Origin of the sequence: Tritonibacter aquimaris (genome assembly GCF_009617595.1) — a bacterium.
Classification (GTDB): domain Bacteria; phylum Pseudomonadota; class Alphaproteobacteria; order Rhodobacterales; family Rhodobacteraceae; genus Epibacterium; species Epibacterium aquimaris.
The window spans coordinates 179,897-205,310 of sequence record NZ_WIXK01000002.1 but is presented as its reverse complement, the minus strand read 5'-3'; the positions used below and the strand labels follow the sequence as shown (position 1 = coordinate 205,310).

Sequence of the window (25,414 nt, the reverse complement as noted above, 5' to 3'; positions counted from 1 at the left end):
AAGCGGTCCAAACACAAAAAAACGGGCGCGCGGCCCGTCGAAATTCCCGGTGGAGCCCCGAACCGAAGTTCGACACGCCGCTGTTAAGGGGGTGTATAGAGTGAAGTCCACGAATCTGCAAGGGAAACATCAAAAGGGAAGCGCAAGCCGGATTTGGCGCCCTAAAGCATCCACCAACGTTCAAGCAGGCGCCCGTCATCAATTGCCGTGTTTTGCCCCACTTTTGGTGGTATCGCAATATTGCGATGCGCCGCGATCTGCATGTCATCGGCGGAAGGGTGAAACACCAGATTGCGACGGCTGCGCAGCATGTCGCCCTGCGGAAACAATGCCACATCCACAAAGCCATCACGCAGCGCTTCTGCGCGAATGTCGCGATTGGGGATGACACCAATATCAACTGCATCAAACCAGCCGACCTGCAGATCGCGATAATGCTTCGCAACACGTTTCAGGCGCAGGTTGCGCCCTTCCGTGGCGCGCACCACTTCATAACACCCGCTGCCTGTCAGCTCTGGCAACGCGGTGTCTGCCAGCGTGATCAAATTGCTTTGCTGTGCAAGAACATAGGGCAGATGCGGGTTAGGTTCCGCCAGGGTCAGGGCAATTTTTCTGGCCCCCAGAGGTTCAATCGAACATTGCAACGTCAAACTACGCGTGAGCGAGGCAACCACCTGATCCGCAGTCACAGGCCCGACACCATGAAACTGTGCATCGGGGTGGAGATCAAATTCCCAGCGTTTTGCGTCAGCATCGCTTTGCCAGTGCTGAGCAAGTTCGCCGCGCACCACGCCATCCGGGCCAATTTCCACCAGTGCATCCTGCACCGCCCAGCGCGCCAGTGTATTCAAAACGTCGTTTTCACGTGGAACAGCCAGACGCAAAGTGCCGCCACGCTTGGGCGCGCCAGATGCCGAAGCACCGGTGGCCGCCAGCAAAGCTGCGGCAGCACCTGAGGCAAATAGGGCACGGCGGTCGAGGCGATTCATTCGTCTTCCATCTCTGCAATTCGGTCCATGGCACGCACCAGCTCTTTGCTGATTCCCGGCTCAGACAAAGCATGTCCGGCATCGCGCACCATAACAAGATCTGCGTTTGGCCACAGTTCATTCAAACGCCAGGCGGCCAGTGGCGGACAAATCATATCATATCGCCCCTGCACAATGATGCCGGGAATATGGGAGATCGCCCCGATATTGGCGAGGATCTGCCCATCAAAATCCAAAAAGCCGCGATTGATGAAATAGTGGTTCTCCAGGCGGGCAAAGGCACGAGCGTATTCGCCCGGTGCTTCACCCGAGGCACCGTTTGATGCAATGGAGGCCAGTGCGTTTTCCCAGGCTGACCACGCGCGCCCAAAACGGATCTCATCGCTACGATTGCCGCTGAAAAGACGTTTATTATAGGCTTCAATAAGATTGCCGCGCTCATCTTCGGGGATTGGGTTCACAAAGCGCGCCCATGTGTCGGGCCAAAACCGCGCTGCGCCACCATTGTAAAACCAATCAAGCTCAGCCTGCGTCATCAGGAAAACACCGCGCAGGATAATATTGCGCACATATTCCGGGTGCGATTGCGCATAGACCAAGGCAAGCGTTGCACCCCAGCTGCCGCCAAAGACTATCCATTGCTCGATCCCCAGCAGCACGCGGATCTTCTCCATATCCGCAACCAGATGCCAGGTGGTATTGGATTCGCAGGACGCATAGGGCCGCGATCTGCCACATCCACGCTGATCAAACAGGATCACCCGGTATTTTTCCGGGTCAAAATAGCGCCGCATCGCAGGGCTACTGCCACCACCAGGGCCGCCGTGGCAGACCACAACCGGAATGCCCTTGGGATTGCCGGATTGTTCAACATAAATGCGGTGTCCCTGGCCAACATCCAGCATTCGCTGATCAAAAGGTTCGATCGGCGGGTAAAGATATTGCACTGCGCGCTTTTGGTCCGGGTATTTGTCCATTACAGGCCTATATATCGTCTACAAGGTAAAAGAACATACGGAGACAGGAATGCAAGCGCCTCACACCACCGTTGATCCTTCAGAGATCGCAAAATTTGAGGCCATGGCCGCAGAATGGTGGGATCCTCATGGGAAGTTTAAGCCTCTGCACATGCTGAATCCGTGTCGCCTGGATTACATCACCAATCAGATCGCAGCTGAATTTGGTCGCGATCTCTCGGCTGAGGCCCCTTTTGAAGGGCTACGCGTGCTTGATATCGGCTGCGGTGGCGGCCTGCTGAGCGAGCCGATTGCCCGCCTTGGGGCAACCGTGGTGGGTGCGGATGCTGCGGAAAAGAACCTACCCGTTGCCCGCCTTCATGCGGAACAGTCCGGGCTGCAAATCGATTATCGCCACACCACCGCCGAAGCCATGGCTGAGGCAGGTGAACAATTTGATGTGGTGCTGAATATGGAAGTGGTGGAGCATGTGGCCGATCCGCTTAGCTATCTTACCGCGGCTCAGCAGTTGCTGCGCCCGGGTGGGCTGCAGATCTGTTCCACCATCAACCGCAACGCAAAAAGCTATGCGATGGCAATTGTAGGCGCCGAAGTCATTATGCGATGGCTGCCGCGCGGCACTCATGAATGGTCAAAGTTCATCACCCCCGACGAATTGTTTGATCTGCTGACGCAAGCCGGGCTGAAACCAGTGGATCGAAAGGGGTTTGTCTTCAATCCCATTTCCTGGAACTGGTCGCTTTCAGATCGCGATCTGAGCGTAAATTACACAACCTCCAGCATCAAACCAAACTCATAGGATCTGAAACGCGTGACCTATTCTAAAGGATAAGCATACATCCTTCTGCGTTGTTTAAAATTGGATCCATTTCGCATAAGCTGGTGTTAGGGCTAGATATTGCTGAACCCACCACTCGCGAAGGACCTTTGTCAGGATGGGGCAAAGGTCATCAAAGGGCGCAGATTTCAAAGCCCCTACCCCTAAAAGGATGCCAATTTTGGCATCCTTTTTTCCATCTTAGGTGTCCGATGAATGCATCTGAATCAGTTCGCCTGATCCAGCTTTTCGCGCAATTCGCGCAAAATGGGCAGCGTTGCGCGAACGCGCTCCTCTCCCAACTCATTCACCACTTCGGAAATCACCGGAATGATACTTGCCAATGCGGTATCCCGCGCCTGACGGCCTGCGGGGCTGATTGCCACAAATTTACGGCGCGCATCATCCCAATCGGGGCGAATATGAATGTAGCCTGCCACTTCCAGCTTATTGAGCGTATTGGTCATGGCACCACGGGTAACGTGAAACAGCTTGGCAAGCTGCGCGGGCGTGCGTTCAAGCCCAACACCTGCCAAATGGTTCAGCACCGAGAAATGCGACAGCTCCATTCCCTTGGGCAGAGCTTTGCTCAATCGGGCCCGCGCCAATTGATCAGCCATCAAGATCTCGCTGAACAGCGATACCGCAAGGGGGGATTTATCTTCCATCAGGGTCCGTCGAACTCTCTATCATGGGTCAGGGAGGGCACACGATTGCGTGCCTCTGCCACCTTCTCCATGTCGAGATCTACGAAACTCACGCCGGGATCAACACCTGCATCGAGCAAAATTTCACCCCAGGGCGCAATAACCAGCGAATGACCATAGGTTTTGCGACTAGGTCCACGGGTTGCCGCATGTGTGCCCGTTTGCGCAGGCGCCAAAACAAAGCAGCCGGTTTCAATCGCACGCGCCTGTAACAAGGCATGCCAATGCGCCGCGCCTGTGACGTAGGAAAACGCGGCTGGTGCGGTCAGGATCTGCGCGCCCGCCTTGGCCAAAGCCCGATGCAGATAGGGAAAGCGCACATCATAACAAATCGTCAGGCCAATTTTGCCAAAATCCGTCTGTGCAACGACGGCTTTGCCACCGGGGCGGTACCCATCTGATTCGCGGTAGGTCTCTTCTGCGGACACCTGCACATCAAACATGTGGATCTTGTCATACTGCGCAGCAATCTCACCGCTGGGTGCAATCAGAAACTGGCGATTGGCAAAGCGACCATCCGCATCCCCGGTCTTCAGCCCAAGCGATCCGATGGTCAGCCAGATCTCATGCTCTGCCGCTGCGGCCCGCAGAGCTGCAAGCGTTGGATCATCTTCCTGCTGCTGCAAGACAGATTGCTGATGAGAACGGCTTGATGACAGGCAATTGGTTACTTCGGGCGTTAATACGTAACGCGCGCCACCCGCTGCTGCCGCTGCGATCATATCAACAGCGGTTTTGATATTGTCTTCGGGCTGATCCGAAGAGGTCATCTGCAACAGGGCAACACGCATTTACATCTCTCGATCTTTAGGCTGCCAGAATCGGGTCAAGCTTACCCGCCCGCTCAAGCGCATAGAGATCATCGCAGCCGCCAACATGTTTGTCGCCAATAAAAATCTGCGGCACGGTACGGCCACCATTGGCGCGTTTGATCATTTCCTGTTTGCGTTTGGGCTGGGTCAGCACGTTCACTTCCGAAAACTTGACGCCTTTCTGCTTGAGCAGCTTTTTTGCCTGATGGCAGTAGCCGCACAAAGGGGAAGTATAGATTTCGACTGATTTCATGAAAAGCGCTCCAAATTGGTCATGGTTTAGGTTCGTCAGCCAATTTGGGATGGCCGATGCCTAAATTCCAGATGCAATCTGGTCCGTTCACTGTGGCGTGACCGATTTGCGCGCCCGTGCGAGCACCACAACCCGCACATCCGCAGCCCCTGCGCGCAGGCAGGCTTCGGTGCAGGCAGACAGCGTTGCTCCCGAAGTCATTACATCATCAACAAGCACCACAACCCGACCATGAATCAGCTCGCAATGGCGGGGGTGGGCGGTAATGGCGTTTCGAAGAATGCGGAAACGATCCTCTTTGGATTTGCGATCCAGCGACGGGGTGAGCCGGGTGCGTTTCAGAAGATCAGGCCAGTAATCCAACCGCCCGTGTCTGGCAAAAGATTCCGCCAAAAGCGCCGATTGGTTGTATTTGCGCCGTAACATCCGGCTCCAATGAAGCGGCACCGGGGTCACAATGGGATTGTCCTGCAAGATCGGTTGCGCTGCGCGCAGCATCCAACCTGCCGCCATTGGGGCCAGCTCGGTGCGGTCTCCGTGCTTCAATCCCAACACTAGCTCTCGGGCTTTACCTTCATATTCAAGCGCCGCACGCCCCTGGCTCCACGGTCGTGGATTTGACAAACAGTCATCACATTCCAACCGATAGCCATCACTTTCACCGGGCAAAGCACAGCCGCAGCTTTCGCAAACCGCACCGGAAATGAAATTCATTTCCCGCCAGCACGCACCACAAAGACCCACGTCGCTTTCAACCAGCGCATCACAGCACGAACACTGTGGCGGGTAGACCAGCGAAACAGCCGTTTGAATCTGGGCGTGCAACATCTTAAACATCTCCCATGAGTGAGACACCGCACAGCCAGCCCAATCTTTTTGATCGCCATGCTCTGGATGCCCATCGCGCCCGGAGCAAACCGCAATCAATGTTTCTTCAACAGCTTGCCCGTGACGAAGTAGAAGATCGGCTAACATTGGTTAACAGGACCTTTACAAAGCCGGCGATTGTTAGTGGTTTTGGCAAAATTTGGGAAAATTTTAGCCAAAGCGCCAAAATTGTTACGGACTCTGAGGTACTTGACCTTGAGCCAGGCGCACATGATCTTGTTATTCATGCCATGTCACTGCATTGGGCCAATGATCCCGTAGGCCAGCTGATTCAATGCAGACGCGCACTTCAGGAAGATGGTCTCTTGCTGCTAATGGCCTTGGGAGGGCGCACCCTGCATGAGCTGCGCACCGTACTGGCAGAGGCCGAAAGCCAGCTGAACGGCGGATTGTCACCCCGAGTTTCACCCATGGCTGAAATTCGCGATATGGGCGCACTGTTGCAACGCGCTGGGTTTGCGCTTCCTGTTGCGGATGTCGTGCCACAGAATGCTGAGTATCGCGACATTTTCCATCTGGGGCGTGATCTGCGCCTGATGGGTGAAGGCAATGCCTTGAGTTCACGTGTGAAGAACTTCACCCCACGTCGCCTGTTTGAACATGCTGACACACTGTATCATCAGCATTTTTCAACACCCGCAGGGCGTCTGCATGCGACATTTGAGCTTGTGTGCCTCACCGGCTGGTGCCCTTCAGATAGCCAACCCCAACCGCTGCGCCCCGGATCCGCCAAGGCCCGCCTGGCTGACGCGCTTCGAGTGCCCGAAAAACCGCTACCCAAGGATTAGACCCGCGAGACATGCGCCAATGTGATCCAATTGGTTTTTCGCCTCGTATGGTTTTATTTAAGGCAACCAATATTTGGCCCCCACAGGACTTTGACAATGCTGGACAATATGCAAAACGAATGTAGCACAGCCCACGCCCCAGCTGAGCATCCCAAAATCAAGTCAGGAAAAGTAGGTATCCTGCTGGCCAACCTTGGCACACCGGATGATTACACCTATTGGCCCATGCGCCGCTATCTGAGCGAGTTTCTTTCAGACAAGCGGGTGATCGACTACCCGCGCTGGAAATGGCAACCGCTGCTGCAGCTGATCATCCTGAGCAAACGACCGTTTTCCTCTGGCGAAGCCTATAAATCGATCTGGAATCACGACAAAGGCGAAAGCCCTTTGATGACGATCACCAAAGATCAGACCGCCAAAATGGCTGACGCGCTTCATGCGCGTTACGGCGATCAGGTGATGGTGGATTTTTGCATGCGCTACGGCAACCCGTCGACCGACTCCAAGGTGCGGAAAATGGTTGAAGCGGGCTGCCAGAAAATCTTGTTTGTACCGCTCTACCCGCAATACGCGGGCGCCACATCCGGCACCGCCAATGACCAGTTCTTCCGCGCATTGATGAAGGAAAAATGGCAGCCGGCCGCGCGCACCATTCCGCCATACTTCGATGATCCTGCTTATATTGACGCTTTGGCCAAATCTGTCGAAGACGCCTATGACACCGCCGAGAAAAAGCCCGATCTTCTGGTGGTCTCATATCACGGCATGCCAAAGCGCTATCTGATGGAAGGTGATCCGTACCATTGCCAGTGCCAGAAAACCACGCGCCTGCTAAAGGAACGCCTTGGCTGGGATGACAGCCAGATCACCACAACGTTTCAGTCAGTGTTTGGCCCAGAAGAATGGCTACGCCCCTACACCGTCGAACATGTCGCTGATCTTGCGCGAGAGGGTCAGAAAAACATTGCAGTCATTGCACCTGCTTTTTCCGCCGACTGCATTGAGACGCTCGAAGAGATCAATGAAGAGATCAAAGAAAGCTTTGAAGAAGCGGGCGGTGAGGATTTTCTGTATATCCCCTGCCTCAATGATAACCCGGAGCATATTGCGGCGCTGGCTGGTGTTATCGAGAATAATTTAAAAGGCTGGCTGGAGTAATTCAGCCATGTCCAAATGAAAAAAGGCGGTGGTTTGACCCACCGCCTTTTTTACATAATCACGTCGAACTTAGTTCGATGCAACAGCTGCGCCAACGAGAACCAGCAGCAGCAGTGGCAGCAGGATGCCGGAGGAAGAACCTTCGGCAGCTTCAACGATGACCGGCGGCTCTACGATCGGATCTGCCAGGCCACCAGCAACAGCGGCGGATGCAGCAACGGTCAGAGCAGCAGCAAGAACGAGTTTTTTCATGTTAACCTCCAGTAAATGCACACAGCTTTCGGTGCACGCCAAGAATTACTTCGTGATATTCTAATAATCACCCCAGCCAAGGAATTGCAAACACTTGTTGCGCGCACAGAACCCAGCCTAAAGGGCTTGTCGTCAAATAAGCAACACCTGGGTGCCAACTTTTGCCATCGCAAATAGTTCCGAGATGTGCTCGTTGTACAGGCCGATGCAACCATTAGACGAGCGACGCCCAATTTTGCGCGTATCGTGGGTGCCATGAATGCGATAATACTTCCAACTGAGGTAAAGCGCATGGGTTCCAAGCGGATTATCAGGCCCTGGCGGGATATATGGCGGCCATTCCGGGTTGCGTTTGCGCATATTTGGCGTTGGCGCCCAACTTGGACCTTCAACTTTTCGAATAATCTGCGTGCGTCCGCGGCGGGTCAAATCATCAGAAAGCGGCACAGAGGAGGGAAATAGCTTGTAAGTTTCCCCGTCGCTTGACCAGTAATGCAGCGCCCGGCTGTCGATATCCACCAGAATTGCGCCCTTGCGAAGAGAATCAAAATAGGGACGCCAGTCCTTTGCACGGAACGCAGAAATATTGCGCGCAACAGGCGGCTCGGGCTCGGGGGGCGGGCGCAGCGGATCAAAAGCAGGTTCTACATTTGGCTCAAGAGGTTGCGCCATGGCCGGAGTTGCAGCAAAGGCAGCCGCAGAGGCCAGAAATTGCCGGCGCTTTAGGGAACCTAAAGGTGATTGTGTCATAAGCTTTGCACCCGGGATCATTTACGAAAACATCTGCGTTACATAATATGGCTTCAAAGACGCAGTCGCAAATCAAACAAAACTGTGACTGGCATTATACTGCCAGCCCATTTGCGCATCCGCCACAGGAAGGCTAAAGCCAATGTGTCCAGATTACCCAAGGTGCTACATGTCCCGATTTTTTCTGATCCTCGCGTTGAGCCTGTCCACTTTTGTTGCTGCCTGCGCCACATCCACACCGGTTGAGACCGCCGTGAATGGAGCTTACCGCATCCGGAACGCGGACAAGCTGCAATTCCGCATGTTGGATTCAGTGAACGCGCTACGCGAAGCCGCAGGGCAACCACCTGTACAATTGAACGCGCAGCTCAATGCAGCGGCTGCAACTCACTCCCGAGATATGTCAGTGCAAAACCGCCCTTGGCATTTTGGTTCAGACGGCTCATCGCCGCTCGATCGTGTGGCCCGCACGGGTTACCCCGGTGCCCTGGTCGGCGAAGCCATCTCGGAAACCTATGAAAACGAGCTCCAGACCCTGACAGCATGGATGGAAGATCCAGCAACACGTTCGGTGATTCTGGATCCAACTGCGGCAGACATGGGCTTTTTCTGGTTTCAGGAACCCAATGGCAAACTCTGGTGGACACTGGTGATGGCCGGCTAACCTGAGTTCGGTAAACAATCTCTCAAAACAAAAAACGGGCGTCAGTTGCGCCCGTTTTTTTATTCTGATCTGTCTCTCAAGCGTTCAGAAAGATTGGCGTGCCATTTTTCACCATGGCGTAGATATCTTCCATTTCGCGATTTTTTACTGCGATACAGCCCGCTGTCCAATCGCTGACCCGCTCTGCCCGTTTGCGGGCTTTCAGCAGGTTGGGCTGGCCATGGATAAAGATTTCTCCACCCGGACTTCTCCCCATAGCCCGCGCCCGCGCACGGTCCTGCGCGTTGGGGTAAGAAATACCAATCGACAGGTGGAACGCGCTATCTGGGTTGCGTCGGTTGATGAAATACTGACCCTCAGGGGTTTTCCCGTCCCCTTCGATCCGCTTGTGACCCAATGGCGCAAAGCCCAGGTCCACAGTGTATTTCTTCAGAATGTCATTGCCATTGAGCAAATACATTCTCCGTGCGCCCTTATTGACCACCACCGAGGTGACACGGGGCCCATAGTAGTTCTGAAATTTTCCATTTGGTGCCGATGCGCAGCCCCCAAGAAGGAGGCCCGCCGCTGCACTTGCGGTAAAGGCGCGTCTGTCCATTGTTCTGCTCTGTTATTGCCTCATACTGGAATTAGCTGATTAAAATTGTTTTCCAAAATCACTTCTTCGCGTTTTGCCGGGCGAGTTCGGACAAATGCTGCTCCATCCGATCGAGGCGCGTTAGCACATCGTCGCGATATGCATCGGTTTGCTTGTGTTCCTCTTCGCCGTGGGCGTCCTGCATAGAGTTCACAATCAAGCCTACCAAAAGGTTAACCACAGCAAAAGTTGTGACCATAATAAACGGCACAAAGAACGCCCAGGCGTAGGTGTAGATCTCCATCACCGGTCGAACGATGCCCATGGACCAGCTTTCAAGCGTCATAATCTGAAACAGAGAATAAGCGGAACGCCCAAGCGAGCCGAACCATTCCGGGAATGCGCTGGCAAAGAGCTTGGTCGCAATGACCGAACCAATATAGAAAATAATCGCCATCAGCAGGAAGACAGAGGCCATTCCCGGCAGCGCGCTGATGAAACCTTCGACCACCCGGCGCAAACGGGGTGCCACAGAAATAACCCGCAAGACCCGCAAAATACGCAAGGCACGCAGAACTGACAGCCCCTGCGCTCCGGGGACAATGGCAATACCTACGATAATAAAATCAAAGATGCTCCAGCCATTGGTGAAGAACTTCAATCTCCGCACCAGCAGTTTGGCAGCAATTTCGGCGATAAAAATCGTAAGACAGATTTTATCCAGCAGTTGAATCATACCACCAAACGCCTGCATCAATGTGTTGGATGTCTCCAACCCTAAAGTAATGGCGTTGATGATAATAACGGTGGTGATAAAGCGGCTAAAGGCGAGGCTGTCGAGAATGTTTGACACGCGTTGAAGAGGCATTTGAATTCGTCCGTCTGAAGACACTGTTACAGAGTGAATGAAGCAACCAGTTCCGCATGCGCAGACCAGCGGAACTGATCTACCACCTGAATCCAATTCAGCCGATACCCTGCATCGACCAAAATGCGGGCATCGCGGGCAAAACTAACCGGATTACAGGAGACATAGGCAATAATCGGCACATTTGAACGCGCGAGCTCAGCTGTCTGCGCCTCGGCACCCGCGCGCGGAGGGTCAATCACCACCGCATCAAACTCTGCGCCAAAGGGGTTGAACTCTTCTGGCAGTACCGGACGGCGGAACAGATCGCGTGTTGTCGCGGTAACCTTGTGCAAGCCTTGCGCCCGCCGCCATCCTGTATCCAGCGCGGCGATCATCTCGGGCTCGCCCTCAATCGCATGTACTTCCGCGTGTTTGGCCAAAGGCAGCGAAAACGTGCCACAGCCTGCAAAGAGATCCATGATGCGTTTGGCACCCTGGGTGATTTCCTGAACCGATTTGAGCAGTGCAAGTTCGCCATCTTTGGTGGCCTGCAAAAACGCTCCAGCTGGGATGGTTACCTGTGCCACGCCAAAGCTTTGGCTGGGTGGCTGTTCCATCGCTACCAGATCATCGTCCCAAGTCAGGCGCGCAACCGGGTAACTGCCAAAAAGCTGCGCCAGTTCCATACGCAGTTTCGCATCAAGCGGTTTGCCCTGTTTGACAGAGACGTCCAGCCCGCCGATTGAGCTGGTGACAGTCACCGCCAGTGGTGTCTTGCGACTGGATCCCAGCACCGCAAGCTGTTCAACAAACGGCAGTGCCTCTACCAGATCGGGAACCATCACCTGGCAGTCGACGATCGGCGTAATGATATCTGTTCCAGCCGTATAAAACCCAACCTGCGCGCCCTTTTTGGTACGTCGCGCCGCAAAGGTCGCGCGCCGCCGGGAGCGTTCGGGGGAGGTATAAAGCGGGCGAAATTCTGCCTCGAGCCCTTGCGCAGTCAAAGCGTGACGCACGAACTCCTGCTTCCAGTTTTCCACAAATGCGTCTGACGCGTGTTGCAGATTGCAGCCGCCGCAGGATTTGTAATGGCGGCAGCTTGCCTTGATGCGCGCATCACTTGGGGTTTCTACGCGAATGTCAGTAAGGTTTTGGCCATCGGCGATACCGCTCACCACCTCACCGGGCAAGGTGCGGCGCGCAAACAATGGCCCTTTGGCCACCCCGTCGCCCTGGTGGCCAAGCCGTTCAATCGTTGTAATGATACGCTCTGCTTCCGTCATGTCCGCGGTCATAGCGGAGAGATCTGCAACACAAAAGCCTATTCAGCCGCCAAACTGTCATCGACACTGATAAAGCCACCGGATTGGCGGTTCCAAAACTGCGCATAGCGCCCGTCTGCGGCCAATAGCTCTGCGTGGCTGCCGCTTTCGATAATGCGCCCCGCCTCCATAACAATGATACGATCCATTTCGCTCAGTGTTGAAAGCCTATGCGCGATGGCAAGAACGGTTTTGCCTTCCATCACCCGGCTCAATGCCGATTGGATCGAGGCTTCGACTTCTGAATCCAAGGCGGAGGTGGCTTCATCCAGAACAAGGATCGGTGCGTCTTTCAAAATGGCGCGCGCCAAGGCGATCCGCTGACGTTGGCCGCCAGAGATTTTGACACCGCGATCACCAAGATGGGCGTCATAGCCCGTGCGATCCTGACCATCTTGCAGATCCTGAATGAAATCATGAGCCTCGGCTTTTTGGGCGGCGGCAATCATTTCTTCTTCGCTGGCGTGCGGATTGCCATACAAAATGTTGTCGCGCGCAGAGCGATTGAACATCGCGGTTTCCTGCGTAACCATGCCGATGTGACGCCGCAGGGAATCCTGGGTCACCGCTGACACATCCTGATCATCGATCAAAACATGCCCGGATTCGGTGTCATAGAGCCTGAGCAGCAGCGAGACGAGCGTGGATTTCCCAGCGCCTGATGCCCCCACAATGCCAAGCTTTTCACCCGGCGCGATTTTCAGATCGAGTTCCTGAACCCCACCAACATCACGCCCATAGGCAAAGCTTGCCTTGTCAAAATCAATCGCGCCGCCTGTTACCTCAAGCGGCACATCGCTGTCATCGGGAATGCGTTTGCACACCGCAAGCGTCTTCATCCCGTTTTCGATCTCACCCACGTTTGAATAGATCGCCATCAAGGTGAAGCTGACCCAGCCTGTCATCTGCGCAATCCGAATGGACACGGTGCCCGCGGCCACAATTTTCCCTTCGCTCGCGAGGCCAAGGTGCCACATGTAAAGCGTTGCACCGATCAACAGGACCGGAAGAATACCCGCGAGTGCCATCAGGCAAAACCGAAAGCTTGCGGAGAGATAGCCGAAATGCAGCGCCTTTTCGCGAAAATTCACCATAGCATCCACGGCGCTGCGCTCTTCGTGATCGCCATGAGCAAAGAGTTTTACAGTGCGGATATTGGTCAGCGTATCAACCACCTGCCCCGAAACCGCCGCACGTGCCCCGGCCCGTGCAGAAGAACGTTTGCGAATGCGCGGCATGAACCAACGGATCAGTGCAAAATAGCCCGCAAGCCAGATCACAAACAGAAGCGATATGCGCAGATCAACCGTAGCCAAAAGCGCCATCGCCCCCAAAAGCGACGCCAAGGCAAAGGCCACAACATTGATCATCTCGCTGGTGACAGATGTCACCGCCGTTGCAGTCTGCATCTGTTTCTGGGCAATTCGGCCGGCAAAATCATCATCGAAATAGCCAACCGACTGCCCCAGCGTCCAACGGTTCAGCCGTGACAGGACAAGCGGGTTGATATTGGGCCCGACAATGATCGAATTCGACATCGACGACAGGCCAAACATGATTGGTCGCACCACAAGGAAAAACAGCAGCGCGCCAACGATCAACGACATATTGGCGGCGCTGAAGAACTGATCCGCACCGCTGGTAATTGCTGTGTCGATCACCAGACCCAATATAAAGGCGGTCCCAGCCTCAAGCGCGCCGGCAGTGGCTGAAAACACCGTCGCCACGCCCAGCGCGGGCCAGGCCCCCGACAGGCACCAGCGAATAAATGCACCAAGGGTTTGCGGAGGCGCGCCTTCTGCAGGTTTAAAAGCATCAATAAGTTTGTCGACGATCATTCCGCTGCCTCAAGGTTCAGGAAACCACCGGATTGGCGATCCCAAAATTGTGCATATAGGCCGTGTTTTTCCAAAAGCTCCTCATGGGCGCCTTCTTCAACAATTTTTCCGTCATCCAAAACCAGAATGCGATCCATTTGGGCAATTGTGGACAGACGGTGCGCAATGGCAATCACGGTTTTACCCGCCATCATGCCGTAAAGCGTGCGCTGGATTGAGGCTTCCACCTCGGAATCAAGCGCCGATGTGGCCTCATCAAGCACAAGAATTGGCGCATCTTTCAAGATCACCCGCGCCAATGCTACCCGCTGGCGCTGCCCGCCTGACAGTTTAACGCCGCGTTCTCCCACATGCGCGTCATAGCCGCTGCGCCCTTCTGGGTCTTCCAACGTGAGAATAAACTCATGTGCTTCGGCCTGTTTGGCGGCGGCAAGAACTTCATCCTCCGTTGCATCGGGGCGGCCATATAGAATGTTGTCACGCACCGACCGGTGGAGCAGCGAGGAATCCTGCTGCACCATACCGATCTGGCTGCGCAGACTGTCCTGGGTCACCTGACAGATGTCCTGGCCATCAATGGAAATTACGCCCCGCTCAGCATCATAAAACCGCAACAGCAGTTTGACCAAAGTGGATTTCCCCGCGCCCGAGCGGCCAATGAGCCCAATCTTTTCGCCGGGTTTGATCGTGAGCGAAATCTGATCAAGCCCACCTGTCTCGCGCCCATAGTGATGGCTGAGATTGGAAATCTCGATACCACCCTCACGCAGTTCAAGCGGTTTTGCATTCTCTGCGTCCAGCAGGTCTATCGGTTGGCCGATGGTTTCCAACCCTTCTGAAACCACGCCAAGCTGGCGAAAGAATGTGGTCAGCGCCCACATGATCCAGCCGGTCATCGCGTTCAGCCGCAATGTCAGCGCTGTCGCCGAAGCCACCACCCCAGCAGAGGCACTGCCCTGCATCCACATCGCAACGCCCCAGCCAACAACACCAACAATCAGCAACCCGTTGAGAAACACAAGCGCCGCATCCATCGACGTATAGATGCGCATCTCGGTCTGTACCGTGGTGCGGGTTTGTTCAATTGCTTCGCGGGCATAGGTCAGTTCGCGATTGTGATGGGCAAACATTTTGACGGAATGAATATTGGAATAACTGTCAACAATCCGCCCTGTCACCATCGAACGCGCATCAGACGAAGCCTGACTGGCCGGCCCCACCCGACGCAACATCCACCGCATGAAAATCCCATAAAGCACCAGCCAGATGACAAGCGGCACAAGCAGGCGCACATCTGCCGCCCACAATAGCGTGGCGGCTCCAATCACATAGGCAAGCGCAAAGGTAATAGCGTCAAAGGCTTGAAACACCACTTCGCCTGCAGCAGGCGGTGTGCCCATGATGCGATTGGCAATACGGCCCGCAAAATCATTTTCAAACCAGCCCACGGACTGACGCAGAACATGTTTATGCGCGCGCCAACGGATCAAGGTGGCGAAATTCGGAATGACCGCATTGTTGAGCAACAAAACATCCAGCAACTGCAGCGCTGGCCGTATGAACAGAATGAACAGCGCCACCAAGATCAGCTCAGTTCCATGCGTCTGCCAGACCACGGCCGGGTCACCAACCAGCAGATCAACAATACGACCCATATAATAGATCAGCCCGATCTCAATTGCGGCAACCACAACCGACATAAACGCGGTAAAGGCAAAGATCTTTGCAAAGGGTTTGGAATAGTAGCGGAAGAAATGCGCCAAGGTTTTCGGCGGCACACCATCCTCTGAATAGGGTGTGTAGGGGTCAACCAGACTCTCAAAAATGCGAAACATATCCCTACTCCACAGATGCATGTCGTAAGACCACAGATGGCACGGCGAACCCAACTTTGTTCAGCGCGCCCCATTCGCCCGATAGATGTCGAATGCTGTTAGACCTACGCAAAACGCGCCAAGACGTCACCCCCAACCGTTGAGAAGCTTTTGTAAAACGTCACTTTAAGCTGCGTAACAACGCGTTTTTGTCCAGCGAAAACCCACTTTTGATCCAATCACCCTCTAGCTGGCGCAGCGCCTGCCCCAACTGCGCACCAGAAAGTGCAGGCATTAGATCCTGTGCCGCAATCGGAAACTTAGCTGCAGCACCATGCTGGATATCGTCATTCATATGCGGATCAAACGGGGTTTCGAGCAAGGCGGCACGCAGGATCATCGCCTTGCGCGCATCTTGTGCGCCCAAGCGGTAAGAAAGCTCAGCCGCGCCTGCAGTGCCCAGCGCCGCTGTGCGCAAAATGTGCAGATGTTTATCCTGCGCGTTACTCAGGCGAAGGGGCTTTGACAGATCTTCCCCAAGTGCCGCAAGCCGTAAGATCGGGTCTACCTCATCAGATGATCCTACAGTTTCCAAATGCACCAAAGGCGCCAATGCGCGATCATCGACCCCATTCAGCAAGGTATGCAGCACCCCTGTCTGCCGCATGCAGGCTACCGATGGCGCGGGCTCAGGCGCACGAAGGAGTTTCAAAAACTCGCTACCAACCCGTTCCCGCGACAATTGTGCAAGACCTTCAAGGTTTGTGGCAATCGCGGCAAGCGCATCCTCATCAAACCCTGCAGACTGATCACCATACCAGGCATGGAAACGGAAATAGCGCAGAATACGCAGGTAGTCTTCTTGGATGCGGTGCGCAGCGGTGCCGATGAAACGCACGCGCCGTTTGTTTAAGTCTCCAAATCCGCCAAGCGGATCATACACCACACCCTGGGGATCCGCATAAAGCGCATTCATGGTGAAATCACGCCGCCGCGCATCATCCGCCATATCGGACGAAAAGGCGACAACCGCGCGCCGCCCATCGGTGGCAACATCTTTGCGAAACGTGGTGACCTCATGCGGGATACCACCAGACACCAGCGTAATTGTACCGTGGTCTATGCCCGTGGGGATGGCCTTGATGCCCGCAGCCTTGGCGAGCTGCATCACCTGTTCGGGTGTTGCATCAGTGGAAATATCCAGATCAGACACCGGCGCGCCAATCAACGCGTTGCGCACACAGCCGCCAACAAAAAATGCTTTTGCACCTGTGGAAGTCAACGCCGCGCAGACCTTTTGCGTGTGCTTGTCATGGAGCCAGGGCTGATCAATACGCGGCTGCATCACATGCGCTCCGCCAAGGAATAAAGCATGCGCGCGGATGCCCCCCAGATGTAGTAGGGGCCAAAAGGAACGGTGTAGTAATACCGTCTCTGCCCGCGCCACCGCCGCCCCTGAATGGCAAAGTTCTGGCGTTCAATCACATGGGTCAAGGGCACGGAAAACACCTCGTCCACTTCGCCGGGTTCCGGGCAAAGCTGAAACGGCTGTTCCACCAGGGCAACCACAGGCGTTACCTGAAAACTGGTGACTGTCTCATGTTCTGGCAGCGTACCAAGGGTGCGCGCAGCAGCCTGCGGCAGGCCAATTTCTTCGTTGGCTTCACGCAGCGCCGCGGCAATTGGATCTGCGTCGGCTTCATCCACCTTGCCACCGGGAAAGGCGATCTGGCCGGGATGGTGTTTCAATGCCGAGGACCGTTTGGTCAATATCACCCGCGGCTCAGCACCGGTGACATCAATCGGGATCAATACACCTGCCGGGCGCAGTTTGCGATTTTCCGGCAGCTTCACATCTGGGTTCAGATCAAAATCGGACGACCCTTTGCCGGATCGCCCCAATGCGGCCTGAACCTGTGTGATCAGATCAATCACCTGCCGCCTGCTCCGCCTCAAAACCAACGGTTTTGGGATCAAGGTCAAAATACGCGCCACAGAATTGGCAATCCGCTGTCACCCGACCGTGGTCATTGGTCATCTTTTCAATGTCCTTGGCGGAATAAATCGACAGGCTTTCGCGTACGCGTTCTTCGGAACAGGTGCAGCCAAATTTCACCATCTGCGTTTCATAGACACGCGGTTGTTCCTCGTGAAACAATCTGAGCAAAAGATCGGTTGGCGTAACCGACGGGCCGACCAATTCCAGCTCTTCGACGGTTGAAAGCAGGATATTCACCCGGTTCCAATTTTCCTCTTTGTCACCCGCAATCAAATCGGACGCGCTTAGGATATCTCCAGTGCCCTCGCTTTGCGCTGCAAAAGGCGAAGCCTTGGGCATATGCTGCAACATCACCCCGCCGGCACGCCAGCTTTCAGGCTCACCCGGCGCGGTAGAACGGCCAAACTCCAAGCGGAACTTGGTTGGCAGCTGTTCAGACTGGGCAAAATAGGCTTCGGCGCAGGCCGAAAGCGAACCACCCGTCAGAGAGGTAATGCCCTGATAGGGTTTCATCCCCTGCCCCTGGTCGATCATAATGGCAAAGTAGCCTTCGCCGACCTGATCAAACGGCGCACCCTCTGTCAGACGATCCGCATCAAAACTGGCATAGGCGCGAATACGGGCGGGCTCACCTTCGTTTTCAGGCGCATAGTAATCTGTGGCAATCATCCGCACAGCCCCTTTGGACTGCACCTGCAAGGATAGTTTCCACTGCAGTTTCACCGTCTGACCGATCAAAGCGGTCAACAGCGCCATTTCCGCAACCAACGCCTCTACAACGGCGGGGTATGCGTGTTGTTTCAGGATTCCATCCAACACCCCATCCAAACGCGCCACACGGCCGCGCATATCTGAGGCATCAAGCTGGAAAGGCAGGACCGTATCGTCCCACGCGATTTTAGAGGCGAGTGTCATGGGGTTTCCTTGCGCGCCGGGGTTTGGCATATCGGGCCTATATAGGCTTATCAGCGCTGGTGTGAAGAGGGCAGTCCATGATCCCGCGATTTGGAGAACCACCCCTAAGCGGGGTTAAATACCGTGCGCGTCCCGGCGCCTATGTGATTTTACCCCGAAACGGCCACCTGCTGTTAACCGGGAAAATGCGGCCTATTCGTGATCTGCAACTGCCCGGTGGCGGGGTTGAGCGCGGCGAACATATGGTTCCAGCACTCCACCGTGAAGTTTACGAAGAAACCGGTTGGGCCATCACAACCCCGCGTAAAATCGGCATATTTCGTTTGTTTAGCTATCTACCCGACTACAAGTATTTTGCCGAAAAGATCTGTCATATCTACCTGGCACAGCCGCTGCGCAAGCTGGGACCGCCCGTAGAACCCGATCACGAACCTATTTGGTCACCGATCGAGGTCGCAGCCGAAAGCTTAGGAAACCCTGGCGATCGATATTTTGTCAGACAGCTCATGCGCCGTGGCTAGGACCTACGCCCCGTTATATTCGAACAACGTCGCGGAGACGTCGTCTTCCAGACCGTGCTCTTTGGACATCACCTGGGTGAGGTTCCAATAGAGCTCGTCCAAAAATTCCTGACCGCCCTGCCCGGTATCGCATTTTCTGACAAGGTCCATCAGCCCCTCATCTTCAAGCATTTCACCATTTTCAAGACGCGCCTCGGTGAAACCATCGGAATACAAAAGCAGGCGATCCCCCTGCTCCAGCACCACTTCTTCACGCGTATATTCAATATCGGGCACAAGGCCTACAGGTACACCACCCTGGCCGATATATTCCATGGTGCCGTCTTTGCGCAAAAGCAGTGGATGCGGGTGGCCCGCCTGCACAAGCTTTAGAAGGCCGCTACGCAGATCAACGGTGCAGTAAGCCATGGTGAAATATTCTTCGATTCCGGTATCAGCGATGAGACGCGCGTTCAGAATGCTCGCCACATCCTCAGGCGGCTTCAACGCGTAATATCGGTTGAAACGCTGCTCCATCGCCACGTTCTGATCAAAGTGGGACGATGACAGATATCCACCCAGACGGGCAGTCATCATTGCCGAAGTGATCCCGTGTCCGGACACGTCGATTGAATAGAACCCCAACCGGTTCACCCCGGGAGAGAACATACCCACAAGATCGCCGCCGATATGGCCGCAGGGCTTCAGCAGGAGGCTTACCTTGGATTCCCCGTAGACCCGGCTCAGCTCTGGTACCAGAGATTCCTGGATTTTGCGGGCCTGCATCAGGTCTTTGTCGATCGCGTCATAGACACGCTGCAGTTCATCAAGGGTTTCCGAGACAATCCGGTTTTTCTCGGAAAGTTCACGCTGCATCCGCAGGATACGTTCACCTGCGGAAATCCGCGCGCGCAACTCATCAGAGCTCACCGGTTTGGTGAGAAAATCATCCGCACCAGAATGCAGACCTTCTGCAATTTCATTCTTCTCACTCTTGGAGGTCAGCAGAATAAAATAGCTATAATTGTCTGAATTCATCTTCCGCAAATTGCGACAGAATTCGATCCCGTTCATCCCGGGCATCATCCAATCGCTCAAAATCAGATCCGGGGCTTCCTCGCGACAGATTTCCATCGCGGATTCGCCGCTGTCCGCTTCGACGACCTCAAAACCCCATTTTTTAAGGGAAGCCACGAGAATTCTGCGTTGGAGACGGCTGTCATCAACAACAAGAACGCGCTGAATCGTTCCAGTCATCTCAGAAGACTCCAAATCATCATCAATGTTTCGGTCAGGAAGCACCAAGGATACCTCGTAAAAAGCGGTAATTCTGTTTTGTTCACCTGCTACTATCCCGATAGACCTTTAACAGTTGATGAAATCTAAAACTTGATCAAATGTTGTACTTTCACTGTAATTTTACCGATGTCAATTTATGACCTCCCCAAGAGCAAAGTGTGAACAAGGGAAGATCGGACATGATTGACTGGTTCAGAGTAACAGAACTACGTGACGAAATCGGCGCTGAAGACTTCGAAGAAGTGGTAGAAATCTTTTTGGAAGAAGTCGAGGGTGTTTTAGATAGACTGCGGGCTGATGACCGCAGCGAGCTGGAGCAGGATTTGCATTTTCTCAAAGGCAGCGCCCTGAATCTTGGGTTTCAGGCCTTCTCAGAAAAGTGCCAAGAAGGCGAGCGCCTGTCGTCACAAGGTCAGGCGGATACCGTCAACCTCGTTGAAATCGTTGCACTTTATGAAAGTTCAAAGACCAACTTTCTGCAGGAACTTCCCAATAAGTACTGAGCAATCAGATCAGGAACTGCGACAGCGTTTCATCATTGGTGATGTCAGTATAGGCCAGACCCTGCGCATCGAGGCGTTCGAAAATATGATGAAAATTTTCCGGGCGCTTAGTCTCAATCCCGATCAGAACCGTACCAAAGTTGCGGGCTGATTTTTTGAGATACTCAAAGCGCGCCACATCATCCTCAGGGCCAAGAATCTGCAAAAATTCTTTCAGCGCGCCTGGTCGCTGTGGCAGTCGCAGCATCAGATATTTTTTCAAACCCGCATATCGCTGAGCGCGTTCTTTCACCTCGGGAAGGCGTTCAAAATCAAAATTGCCACCAGATGTCAGGCAGACAACAGTTTTGCCACGGATCCAGCTTTGTACATCGCCCAGCGCTTCCACTGCGAGAGCACCTGCGGGCTCAAGGACTATGCCTTCCACGTTGAGCATTTCCAGAATGGTGGAACAGATACGATCTTCATCAATCGTCAGCGCATCTGGAACCGGCACATGTTTCAACAGCTCAAACGGTTTGGCCCCGATACGACCCACCGCGGCGCCATCAACAAAGGTGTCCACACGCTTCAGGGCAACTGGTTGCTTGGCCTCAAGCGCCGCACGCAGGCAGGCCCCACCAGAGGGTTCCGCAAACAGGCAGTGCACATCATCGTCAAAATAGGTGGATACGCCTGACGACATGCCACCACCGCCAACCGGCAGGATTATGTGATCCGGCGAACGGCCCAATTGCTCCTCGATCTCAACAGCAATGGATGCCTGCCCCTCGATCACATCATCATCGTCAAAGGGCGACAGGAAATGACCACCCTGTTCACGACACCAGTTTTGCGCGGCCGCCAGCGTATCATCAAAGAAATCTCCGATCAGATGGATCTCGACATTGTCGCCACCAAACATACGGGTTTTCTGGATCTTCTGCTGTGGTGTGGTCACGGGCATAAAGATCACACCGCGTTTACCCTGCGCCTTGCACATAAAGGCCACACCCTGCGCGTGATTACCGGCTGAGGCGCACACAAACAGCTCTTGGTCAGTTTGTTTGCGCATGGCGTTCAGGGCACCACGAATTTTATATGAGCGAACCGGGCTCAGATCTTCGCGCTTCAGATAGATGTCTGCGCCATAGCGTTCGGACAGCAGGACGTTGCGTTGGAGTGGCGTTGCGGGAAACACGTCGCGCATGGCTTGGGTTGCAGTGCGGGCTTTGGACTGAAAATCGCTCATATCTCTTGGTGGCGCAAGCCCGCCCCTGTGACAAGGGGCAGGCGCAAAGCAAACATGAAATGCTGGCTAGATTTCGCGCTTTTCCACGTAAACGCCATAGATCGTTGTGGCGACGCTGATCTGAACAAAGAACAATACGACTGTGATAGCCATATTCAAGAATAGATAGCCGTACTCCGGGATCATCAATGCGATACCCACCTCTATCAGACCAAAGATCGCAAAGATGATCGCGAGAAAGAATAAAACCATCGCACCAGGCTGGGTTGCCTTCCAAGCGGCACCAAGCCCATTACCTTCTAGGCCAAGGGCAATACCTGGCAGGACTGGTGTCAGCCGGTAGCTCAGCCATGCAATAATTGATGAAATAGCCAGATCAAAGAAACCATCCAAAGAAAATACCAAACCTGATCCAACCGCCGCGAACGCGTACCGCAGTATTAGCGATGGCACAGTCACCAGGATGAGGATGCCAATATAGTAGAAAAAATACCTGAAAATACCCGAAATTTCGACTCGATTGACCCAGCCGACCGGTATTTCGAGCAAGATGAAGCGATGCCAAACGATAACGGGCCATATGAGGATAAGGCTACACAGGACCACCAAAAAGAACAAAATGAAAATCTTGCCGGTGGCCCGTGCGCCATTTCCCGAATAGATCTGGAATATTGTTTCAAGCTCAAATCGCCAGAAAACCACGACAACCAGAAAAACTGCCAACAAGGCCGGTGCCGCAAAAATCTTCAAGACCTCAGTTCTATTGCGACGCAACATATTGATAGAATGTAGAAAAATATGCCAAGCTGTAACAGATTTTGTCATTTTTGACTTTCAATATCGATAAGTTTCAATAGCACATCCCGTCTACCGTAACGCCATATGATCGCAAAACCTGAAAACCTTGCCCTTAGGTCGAAAAAGCGGTAGTTCGCATTCGTTCTGATCAAGAGGAAAACCCATGTCCGCGCCCAAGAAAGTTGTGCTGGCCTACTCTGGCGGCCTTGATACATCGATCATCCTGAAATGGTTGCAGACCGAATACGGCTGCGAGGTTGTTACCTTTACGGCTGACCTCGGTCAGGGCGAAGAGCTGGAGCCGGCCCGCAAAAAGGCTGAGCTGCTTGGCATCAAGCCAGAAAACATCTTCATCGAAGACATCCGCGAAGAGTTCGTGCGTGACTTCGTCTTCCCGATGTTCCGCGCCAATGCGGTCTACGAAGGGCTCTATCTGCTGGGCACCTCAATTGCGCGCCCGCTGATCTCCAAGCGCCTGGTTGAAATTGCTGCTGAAGTGGGTGCCGATGCGGTGTCTCACGGTGCGACTGGCAAAGGCAACGACCAGGTTCGTTTTGAGCTGTCGGCCTACGCACTGAACCCCGACATCAAAGTGATCGCGCCATGGCGTGAATGGGATCTGTCCTCGCGCACCAAACTGCTTGAGTTTGCCGAAGCGCATCAGATTCCAATCGCAAAAGACAAACGTGGCGAAGCGCCCTTCTCTGTTGACGCGAACCTGCTGCACACCTCGTCCGAGGGTAAGGTTCTGGAAGATCCCGCCGATATGGCACCGGATTACGTGTTCCAACGTACAGTGAACCCAGAAGATGCCCCTGACACCCCTGAATTCATCGAAATCACCTTTGAAAAAGGCGACGCTGTTGCCATCAATGGTGAAGCCATGTCGCCGGCGACCATTCTGACACAGCTGAATGAATATGGCCGCAAGCACGGCATTGGCCGCCTTGATTTTGTGGAAAACCGCTTTGTTGGCATGAAGTCCCGCGGCATCTACGAGACCCCCGGTGGTGAAATCCTGCTCGAAGCGCACAAGGGTATCGAACAGATCACCCTGGATTCCGGTGCAGGCCATCTCAAAGATTCGATCATGCCGCGCTATGCTGAGCTGATCTACAATGGTTTCTGGTACAGCCCAGAGCGCGAAATGCTGCAGGCGCTGATCGACAAATCGCAAGAGCACGTTTCCGGCACCGTGAAGCTGAAGCTCTACAAAGGCTCGGCCAAAACCGTAGGCCGCTGGTCTGATCACTCGCTTTATTCCGAAGCGCATGTGACCTTTGAAGAAGACGCAGGCGCCTACGATCAGACCGACGCGGCCGGCTTTATCCAGCTGAATGCGCTGCGCCTGAAACTGTTGGCAGCTCGTAATAAGCGCGTCAAAAGCTAAATAAGAAACAAACAGTTTAAAGCCGCTCCACCTTTGGGGCGGCTTTTTTTGTTGCAGTTTGCACGAAACGAAGTCAAATCCTTCATAACAACTTATAGTAGTTGCTTTTGATTGTGATATTGACTGGAAAACTCATGCAAACGCCTGAGAATTTTGAATTCCGCGGATCCGCACGAGAATGGTTTGGGATCTGGATCGTAAACCTGCTTCTTTCGATTGTAACGCTCGGCATATATTCTGCCTGGGCAAAAGTGCGCACCAAAAAGTATTTTTATCAAAACACCTGGGTCGCCGGTCGTAACTTTGACTATCACGCCACCGGTATGCAAATCCTGATCGGGCGTGCCCTCGTAGCGGCTGCATTATTGGTGTATTCGATGAGCGTCCTTCTACACCCGGTTTTTCCGCTGTTCATTTTGATCGCCTATGCCCTTGTAATTCCGGTTATTTTACTGCGAGGCATGCGCTTCAACGCCCGCAACAGCAGCTGGTCAAACGTTCGTTTTGACTTTGTTGGCAAAGTGGGAAAACTGTATTTGCTGGTCTTTATCTACCCTATTCTGTCATTGCTGACCGCCTATACAACCCTGCCTTTCCTGCAGCGCGCTGTGCAAAGATATGGCATCAACAATCACCGCCTTGGGAAAACACCGTTCCATTTCGATTCAGGCATTAAACCCTTTTACATGGCATTTTTGGCGGCATTTGCGATTGGCCTCGCGGGCCTTGCCGTTGCTTTCGCCGTGTTCCTGCAACCGCTCCTCATCTCAGGCTTTGACATTGAGCAGATGCCTGTGGGTGCCGCGCTCAATCTGGTAATCGGTTACTTTATTGCGCTGATTTCATTTGCCTTTGCTGGTGTCATGTATCAGGCGTTGATCCGAAATCATATTTTTGCCAGCACGACGCTTGGTGAAAAGCAGCACGGCTTCCAATCCACCGTAAAAGCCTCTGCTTTGCTGTGGATCGCAGTATCCAACCTTGTTGTTGTGTTGTTGACACTTGGCTTTATGCTCCCCTGGGCGCAGGTCCGTATGCATCGCTATCTGGCACAGAACAGCGCTTTGAAACCCAACGGTTCCCTTGACGACTTCAAAGGTGAAATCATCAGTGAAACCAATGCCATTGGCGATGCTTTCTCCGATATGGAAGGCGTGGAGTATGGGCTTCCGGTATAAATGTCTTTTTCGGACATCCCCTTGAAGGGCTGGGCGTTCAAGCCCGGCTCTTCTGAACGGTTCGCGGCACAAATCGATGTGCGCGATGACTGGATCTTTCTTATAGACCCGGTTGAAAAAACCGTTCTGTCAAAATCTGAGC

At 54.0% G+C, this 25,414-nt stretch carries 27 protein-coding genes; 8 read left to right on the top strand and 19 right to left on the bottom strand.

Features of this window, described 5'->3' with window-relative positions; genetic code table 11:
* Positions 1 to 161: 161 nt before the first annotated feature.
* Positions 162 to 989: an ABC transporter substrate-binding protein gene (locus tag GG681_RS04560; RefSeq protein WP_153545563.1), complete on the bottom strand. Its 828-nt coding sequence runs from the start codon at positions 987 to 989 to the stop codon at positions 162 to 164.
* Positions 986 to 1,966, bottom strand: coding sequence for a prolyl aminopeptidase (pip, locus tag GG681_RS04555; protein ID WP_153545561.1), 981 nt, complete (start codon positions 1,964 to 1,966; stop codon positions 986 to 988). The genes GG681_RS04560 and pip overlap by 4 nt, the downstream gene beginning before the upstream one ends.
* A 49-nt stretch (positions 1,967 to 2,015) precedes the next feature.
* On the opposite strand from pip, the gene ubiG reads away from it, so the two are divergent.
* A complete protein-coding gene (gene ubiG / locus GG681_RS04550) occupies positions 2,016 to 2,765 on the top strand; it encodes a bifunctional 2-polyprenyl-6-hydroxyphenol methylase/3-demethylubiquinol 3-O-methyltransferase UbiG (protein WP_153545559.1) in 750 nt (249 codons plus the stop codon).
* 245 nt (positions 2,766 to 3,010) lie between these two features.
* Here the strand turns inward: ubiG and GG681_RS04545 are convergent, their stop codons facing one another.
* From GG681_RS04545 to GG681_RS04530, 4 genes are all read right to left on the bottom strand, one after another.
* Complete coding sequence (locus GG681_RS04545; RefSeq protein ID WP_153545557.1) at positions 3,011 to 3,451, bottom strand: MarR family winged helix-turn-helix transcriptional regulator; 441 nt, start codon at positions 3,449 to 3,451, stop codon at positions 3,011 to 3,013.
* A complete protein-coding gene (locus GG681_RS04540; protein WP_153545555.1) occupies positions 3,451 to 4,281 on the bottom strand; it encodes a carbon-nitrogen hydrolase family protein in 831 nt (276 codons plus the stop codon). The genes GG681_RS04545 and GG681_RS04540 overlap by 1 nt, the downstream gene beginning before the upstream one ends.
* A gap of 16 nt (positions 4,282 to 4,297) precedes the next feature.
* A complete protein-coding gene (gene grxC / locus GG681_RS04535; RefSeq protein ID WP_153545553.1) occupies positions 4,298 to 4,555 on the bottom strand; it encodes a glutaredoxin 3 in 258 nt (85 codons plus the stop codon).
* A gap of 87 nt (positions 4,556 to 4,642) precedes the next feature.
* Positions 4,643 to 5,383: a ComF family protein gene (locus GG681_RS04530; protein WP_153545551.1), complete on the bottom strand. Its 741-nt coding sequence runs from the start codon at positions 5,381 to 5,383 to the stop codon at positions 4,643 to 4,645.
* A 14-nt stretch (positions 5,384 to 5,397) separates the two neighbouring features.
* Between GG681_RS04530 and GG681_RS04525 the strand changes: the two genes are divergently transcribed.
* Together GG681_RS04525 and hemH are read left to right on the top strand one after the other, a co-directional pair.
* On the top strand, positions 5,398 to 6,231 hold the full coding sequence (locus GG681_RS04525; protein WP_153545549.1) for a methyltransferase domain-containing protein: 834 nt from the start codon (positions 5,398 to 5,400) through the stop codon (positions 6,229 to 6,231).
* 96 nt (positions 6,232 to 6,327) lie between these two features.
* Positions 6,328 to 7,389, top strand: a complete 1,062-nt coding sequence (gene hemH, locus GG681_RS04520) for a ferrochelatase (protein WP_153545547.1) — start codon at positions 6,328 to 6,330, stop codon at positions 7,387 to 7,389.
* Positions 7,390 to 7,458: 69 nt separating this feature from the next.
* On the opposite strand, the gene GG681_RS04515 is transcribed toward hemH, so the two are convergent.
* On the bottom strand, positions 7,459 to 7,641 hold the full coding sequence (locus tag GG681_RS04515; protein WP_153545545.1) for a hypothetical protein: 183 nt from the start codon (positions 7,639 to 7,641) through the stop codon (positions 7,459 to 7,461).
* Positions 7,642 to 7,773: 132 nt separating this feature from the next.
* Positions 7,774 to 8,412: a L,D-transpeptidase gene (locus tag GG681_RS04510; protein ID WP_408057651.1), complete on the bottom strand. Its 639-nt coding sequence runs from the start codon at positions 8,410 to 8,412 to the stop codon at positions 7,774 to 7,776.
* Between the two features lie 148 nt (positions 8,413 to 8,560).
* Here GG681_RS04510 and dalA point away from each other — a divergent pair, with 148 nt between their 5' ends.
* A complete protein-coding gene (gene dalA, locus GG681_RS04505) occupies positions 8,561 to 9,055 on the top strand; it encodes a divisome-associated lipoprotein DalA (protein ID WP_153545543.1) in 495 nt (164 codons plus the stop codon).
* Between the two features lie 76 nt (positions 9,056 to 9,131).
* Here the strand turns inward: dalA and GG681_RS04500 are convergent, their stop codons facing one another.
* The 8 genes from GG681_RS04500 to hslO all read right to left on the bottom strand — a co-directional run bounded on the left by GG681_RS04500 (position 9,132) and on the right by hslO (position 18,373).
* Positions 9,132 to 9,653, bottom strand: a complete 522-nt coding sequence (locus tag GG681_RS04500; protein ID WP_153545541.1) for a L,D-transpeptidase family protein — start codon at positions 9,651 to 9,653, stop codon at positions 9,132 to 9,134.
* Between the two features lie 58 nt (positions 9,654 to 9,711).
* Positions 9,712 to 10,500 carry an ion transporter gene (locus tag GG681_RS04495; RefSeq protein WP_153545539.1) on the bottom strand — a complete coding sequence of 263 codons (789 nt, stop codon included), beginning with the start codon at positions 10,498 to 10,500 and terminating at the stop codon, positions 9,712 to 9,714.
* Positions 10,501 to 10,526: 26 nt separating this feature from the next.
* Positions 10,527 to 11,768 carry a class I SAM-dependent RNA methyltransferase gene (locus GG681_RS04490; RefSeq protein ID WP_153545537.1) on the bottom strand — a complete coding sequence of 414 codons (1,242 nt, stop codon included), beginning with the start codon at positions 11,766 to 11,768 and terminating at the stop codon, positions 10,527 to 10,529.
* A 38-nt stretch (positions 11,769 to 11,806) separates the two neighbouring features.
* Entirely contained in the window at positions 11,807 to 13,645 is a 1,839-nt protein-coding gene (locus GG681_RS04485) for an ABC transporter ATP-binding protein (RefSeq protein WP_153545535.1), read from the bottom strand.
* Complete coding sequence (locus GG681_RS04480) at positions 13,642 to 15,480, bottom strand: ABC transporter ATP-binding protein (RefSeq protein WP_153545533.1); 1,839 nt, start codon at positions 15,478 to 15,480, stop codon at positions 13,642 to 13,644. The genes GG681_RS04485 and GG681_RS04480 overlap by 4 nt, the downstream gene beginning before the upstream one ends.
* Positions 15,481 to 15,640: 160 nt before the next feature.
* Entirely contained in the window at positions 15,641 to 16,804 is a 1,164-nt protein-coding gene (locus GG681_RS04475) for a CCA tRNA nucleotidyltransferase (protein ID WP_153545531.1), read from the bottom strand.
* Positions 16,804 to 17,394 (bottom strand): CoA pyrophosphatase, encoded by a 591-nt coding sequence (locus tag GG681_RS04470; RefSeq protein ID WP_328593262.1) that lies wholly within the window; start codon positions 17,392 to 17,394, stop codon positions 16,804 to 16,806. Before GG681_RS04470 ends, GG681_RS04475 begins: the two co-directional genes overlap by 1 nt.
* Positions 17,387 to 18,373, bottom strand: a complete 987-nt coding sequence (gene hslO, locus GG681_RS04465; RefSeq protein WP_153545527.1) for an Hsp33 family molecular chaperone HslO — start codon at positions 18,371 to 18,373, stop codon at positions 17,387 to 17,389. The genes GG681_RS04470 and hslO overlap by 8 nt, the downstream gene beginning before the upstream one ends.
* Positions 18,374 to 18,450: 77 nt before the next feature.
* Between hslO and GG681_RS04460 the strand changes: the two genes are divergently transcribed.
* Positions 18,451 to 18,894, top strand: coding sequence for an NUDIX domain-containing protein (locus GG681_RS04460; protein ID WP_153545525.1), 444 nt, complete (start codon positions 18,451 to 18,453; stop codon positions 18,892 to 18,894).
* A 3-nt stretch (positions 18,895 to 18,897) separates the two neighbouring features.
* Here the strand turns inward: GG681_RS04460 and GG681_RS04455 are convergent, their stop codons facing one another.
* Positions 18,898 to 20,130 (bottom strand): fused response regulator/phosphatase, encoded by a 1,233-nt coding sequence (locus GG681_RS04455; protein ID WP_153545523.1) that lies wholly within the window; start codon positions 20,128 to 20,130, stop codon positions 18,898 to 18,900.
* Between the two features lie 221 nt (positions 20,131 to 20,351).
* Here GG681_RS04455 and GG681_RS04450 point away from each other — a divergent pair, with 221 nt between their 5' ends.
* On the top strand, positions 20,352 to 20,675 hold the full coding sequence (locus GG681_RS04450; protein ID WP_153545521.1) for an Hpt domain-containing protein: 324 nt from the start codon (positions 20,352 to 20,354) through the stop codon (positions 20,673 to 20,675).
* A gap of 4 nt (positions 20,676 to 20,679) precedes the next feature.
* On the opposite strand, the gene ilvA is transcribed toward GG681_RS04450, so the two are convergent.
* Together ilvA and GG681_RS04440 are read right to left on the bottom strand one after the other, a co-directional pair.
* Positions 20,680 to 21,906 (bottom strand): threonine ammonia-lyase IlvA, encoded by a 1,227-nt coding sequence (gene ilvA / locus GG681_RS04445; protein WP_153545519.1) that lies wholly within the window; start codon positions 21,904 to 21,906, stop codon positions 20,680 to 20,682.
* A gap of 66 nt (positions 21,907 to 21,972) precedes the next feature.
* A complete protein-coding gene (locus GG681_RS04440) occupies positions 21,973 to 22,731 on the bottom strand; it encodes a hypothetical protein (RefSeq protein WP_153545517.1) in 759 nt (252 codons plus the stop codon).
* A gap of 136 nt (positions 22,732 to 22,867) precedes the next feature.
* On the opposite strand from GG681_RS04440, the gene GG681_RS04435 reads away from it, so the two are divergent.
* Positions 22,868 to 24,094, top strand: coding sequence for an argininosuccinate synthase (locus tag GG681_RS04435; protein WP_153545515.1), 1,227 nt, complete (start codon positions 22,868 to 22,870; stop codon positions 24,092 to 24,094).
* A 134-nt stretch (positions 24,095 to 24,228) separates the two neighbouring features.
* Positions 24,229 to 25,272: a YjgN family protein gene (locus GG681_RS04430; protein WP_153545513.1), complete on the top strand. Its 1,044-nt coding sequence runs from the start codon at positions 24,229 to 24,231 to the stop codon at positions 25,270 to 25,272.
* The last annotated feature ends 142 nt before the right edge of the window (positions 25,273 to 25,414 follow it).

Coding starts and splice junctions, on each gene's coding strand:
- GG681_RS04560 (WP_153545563.1), bottom strand. CDS start 989: ATGAATCGCCTCGACCGCCGTGCCCTATTTGCCTCAGGTGCTGCCGCA.
- pip (WP_153545561.1), bottom strand. CDS start 1,966: ATGGACAAATACCCGGACCAAAAGCGCGCAGTGCAATATCTTTACCCG.
- ubiG (WP_153545559.1), top strand. CDS start 2,016: ATGCAAGCGCCTCACACCACCGTTGATCCTTCAGAGATCGCAAAATTT.
- GG681_RS04545 (WP_153545557.1), bottom strand. CDS start 3,451: ATGGAAGATAAATCCCCCCTTGCGGTATCGCTGTTCAGCGAGATCTTG.
- GG681_RS04540 (WP_153545555.1), bottom strand. CDS start 4,281: ATGCGTGTTGCCCTGTTGCAGATGACCTCTTCGGATCAGCCCGAAGAC.
- grxC (WP_153545553.1), bottom strand. CDS start 4,555: ATGAAATCAGTCGAAATCTATACTTCCCCTTTGTGCGGCTACTGCCAT.
- GG681_RS04530 (WP_153545551.1), bottom strand. CDS start 5,383: ATGTTGCACGCCCAGATTCAAACGGCTGTTTCGCTGGTCTACCCGCCA.
- GG681_RS04525 (WP_153545549.1), top strand. CDS start 5,398: ATGAGTGAGACACCGCACAGCCAGCCCAATCTTTTTGATCGCCATGCT.
- hemH (WP_153545547.1), top strand. CDS start 6,328: ATGCTGGACAATATGCAAAACGAATGTAGCACAGCCCACGCCCCAGCT.
- GG681_RS04515 (WP_153545545.1), bottom strand. CDS start 7,641: ATGAAAAAACTCGTTCTTGCTGCTGCTCTGACCGTTGCTGCATCCGCC.
- GG681_RS04510 (WP_408057651.1), bottom strand. CDS start 8,412: ATGATCCCGGGTGCAAAGCTTATGACACAATCACCTTTAGGTTCCCTA.
- dalA (WP_153545543.1), top strand. CDS start 8,561: ATGTCCCGATTTTTTCTGATCCTCGCGTTGAGCCTGTCCACTTTTGTT.
- GG681_RS04500 (WP_153545541.1), bottom strand. CDS start 9,653: ATGGACAGACGCGCCTTTACCGCAAGTGCAGCGGCGGGCCTCCTTCTT.
- GG681_RS04495 (WP_153545539.1), bottom strand. CDS start 10,500: ATGCCTCTTCAACGCGTGTCAAACATTCTCGACAGCCTCGCCTTTAGC.
- GG681_RS04490 (WP_153545537.1), bottom strand. CDS start 11,768: ATGACGGAAGCAGAGCGTATCATTACAACGATTGAACGGCTTGGCCAC.
- GG681_RS04485 (WP_153545535.1), bottom strand. CDS start 13,645: ATGATCGTCGACAAACTTATTGATGCTTTTAAACCTGCAGAAGGCGCG.
- GG681_RS04480 (WP_153545533.1), bottom strand. CDS start 15,480: ATGTTTCGCATTTTTGAGAGTCTGGTTGACCCCTACACACCCTATTCA.
- GG681_RS04475 (WP_153545531.1), bottom strand. CDS start 16,804: ATGCAGCCGCGTATTGATCAGCCCTGGCTCCATGACAAGCACACGCAA.
- hslO (WP_153545527.1), bottom strand. CDS start 18,373: ATGACACTCGCCTCTAAAATCGCGTGGGACGATACGGTCCTGCCTTTC.
- GG681_RS04460 (WP_153545525.1), top strand. CDS start 18,451: ATGATCCCGCGATTTGGAGAACCACCCCTAAGCGGGGTTAAATACCGT.
- GG681_RS04455 (WP_153545523.1), bottom strand. CDS start 20,130: ATGACTGGAACGATTCAGCGCGTTCTTGTTGTTGATGACAGCCGTCTC.
- GG681_RS04450 (WP_153545521.1), top strand. CDS start 20,352: ATGATTGACTGGTTCAGAGTAACAGAACTACGTGACGAAATCGGCGCT.
- ilvA (WP_153545519.1), bottom strand. CDS start 21,906: ATGAGCGATTTTCAGTCCAAAGCCCGCACTGCAACCCAAGCCATGCGC.
- GG681_RS04440 (WP_153545517.1), bottom strand. CDS start 22,731: ATGACAAAATCTGTTACAGCTTGGCATATTTTTCTACATTCTATCAAT.
- GG681_RS04435 (WP_153545515.1), top strand. CDS start 22,868: ATGTCCGCGCCCAAGAAAGTTGTGCTGGCCTACTCTGGCGGCCTTGAT.
- GG681_RS04430 (WP_153545513.1), top strand. CDS start 24,229: ATGCAAACGCCTGAGAATTTTGAATTCCGCGGATCCGCACGAGAATGG.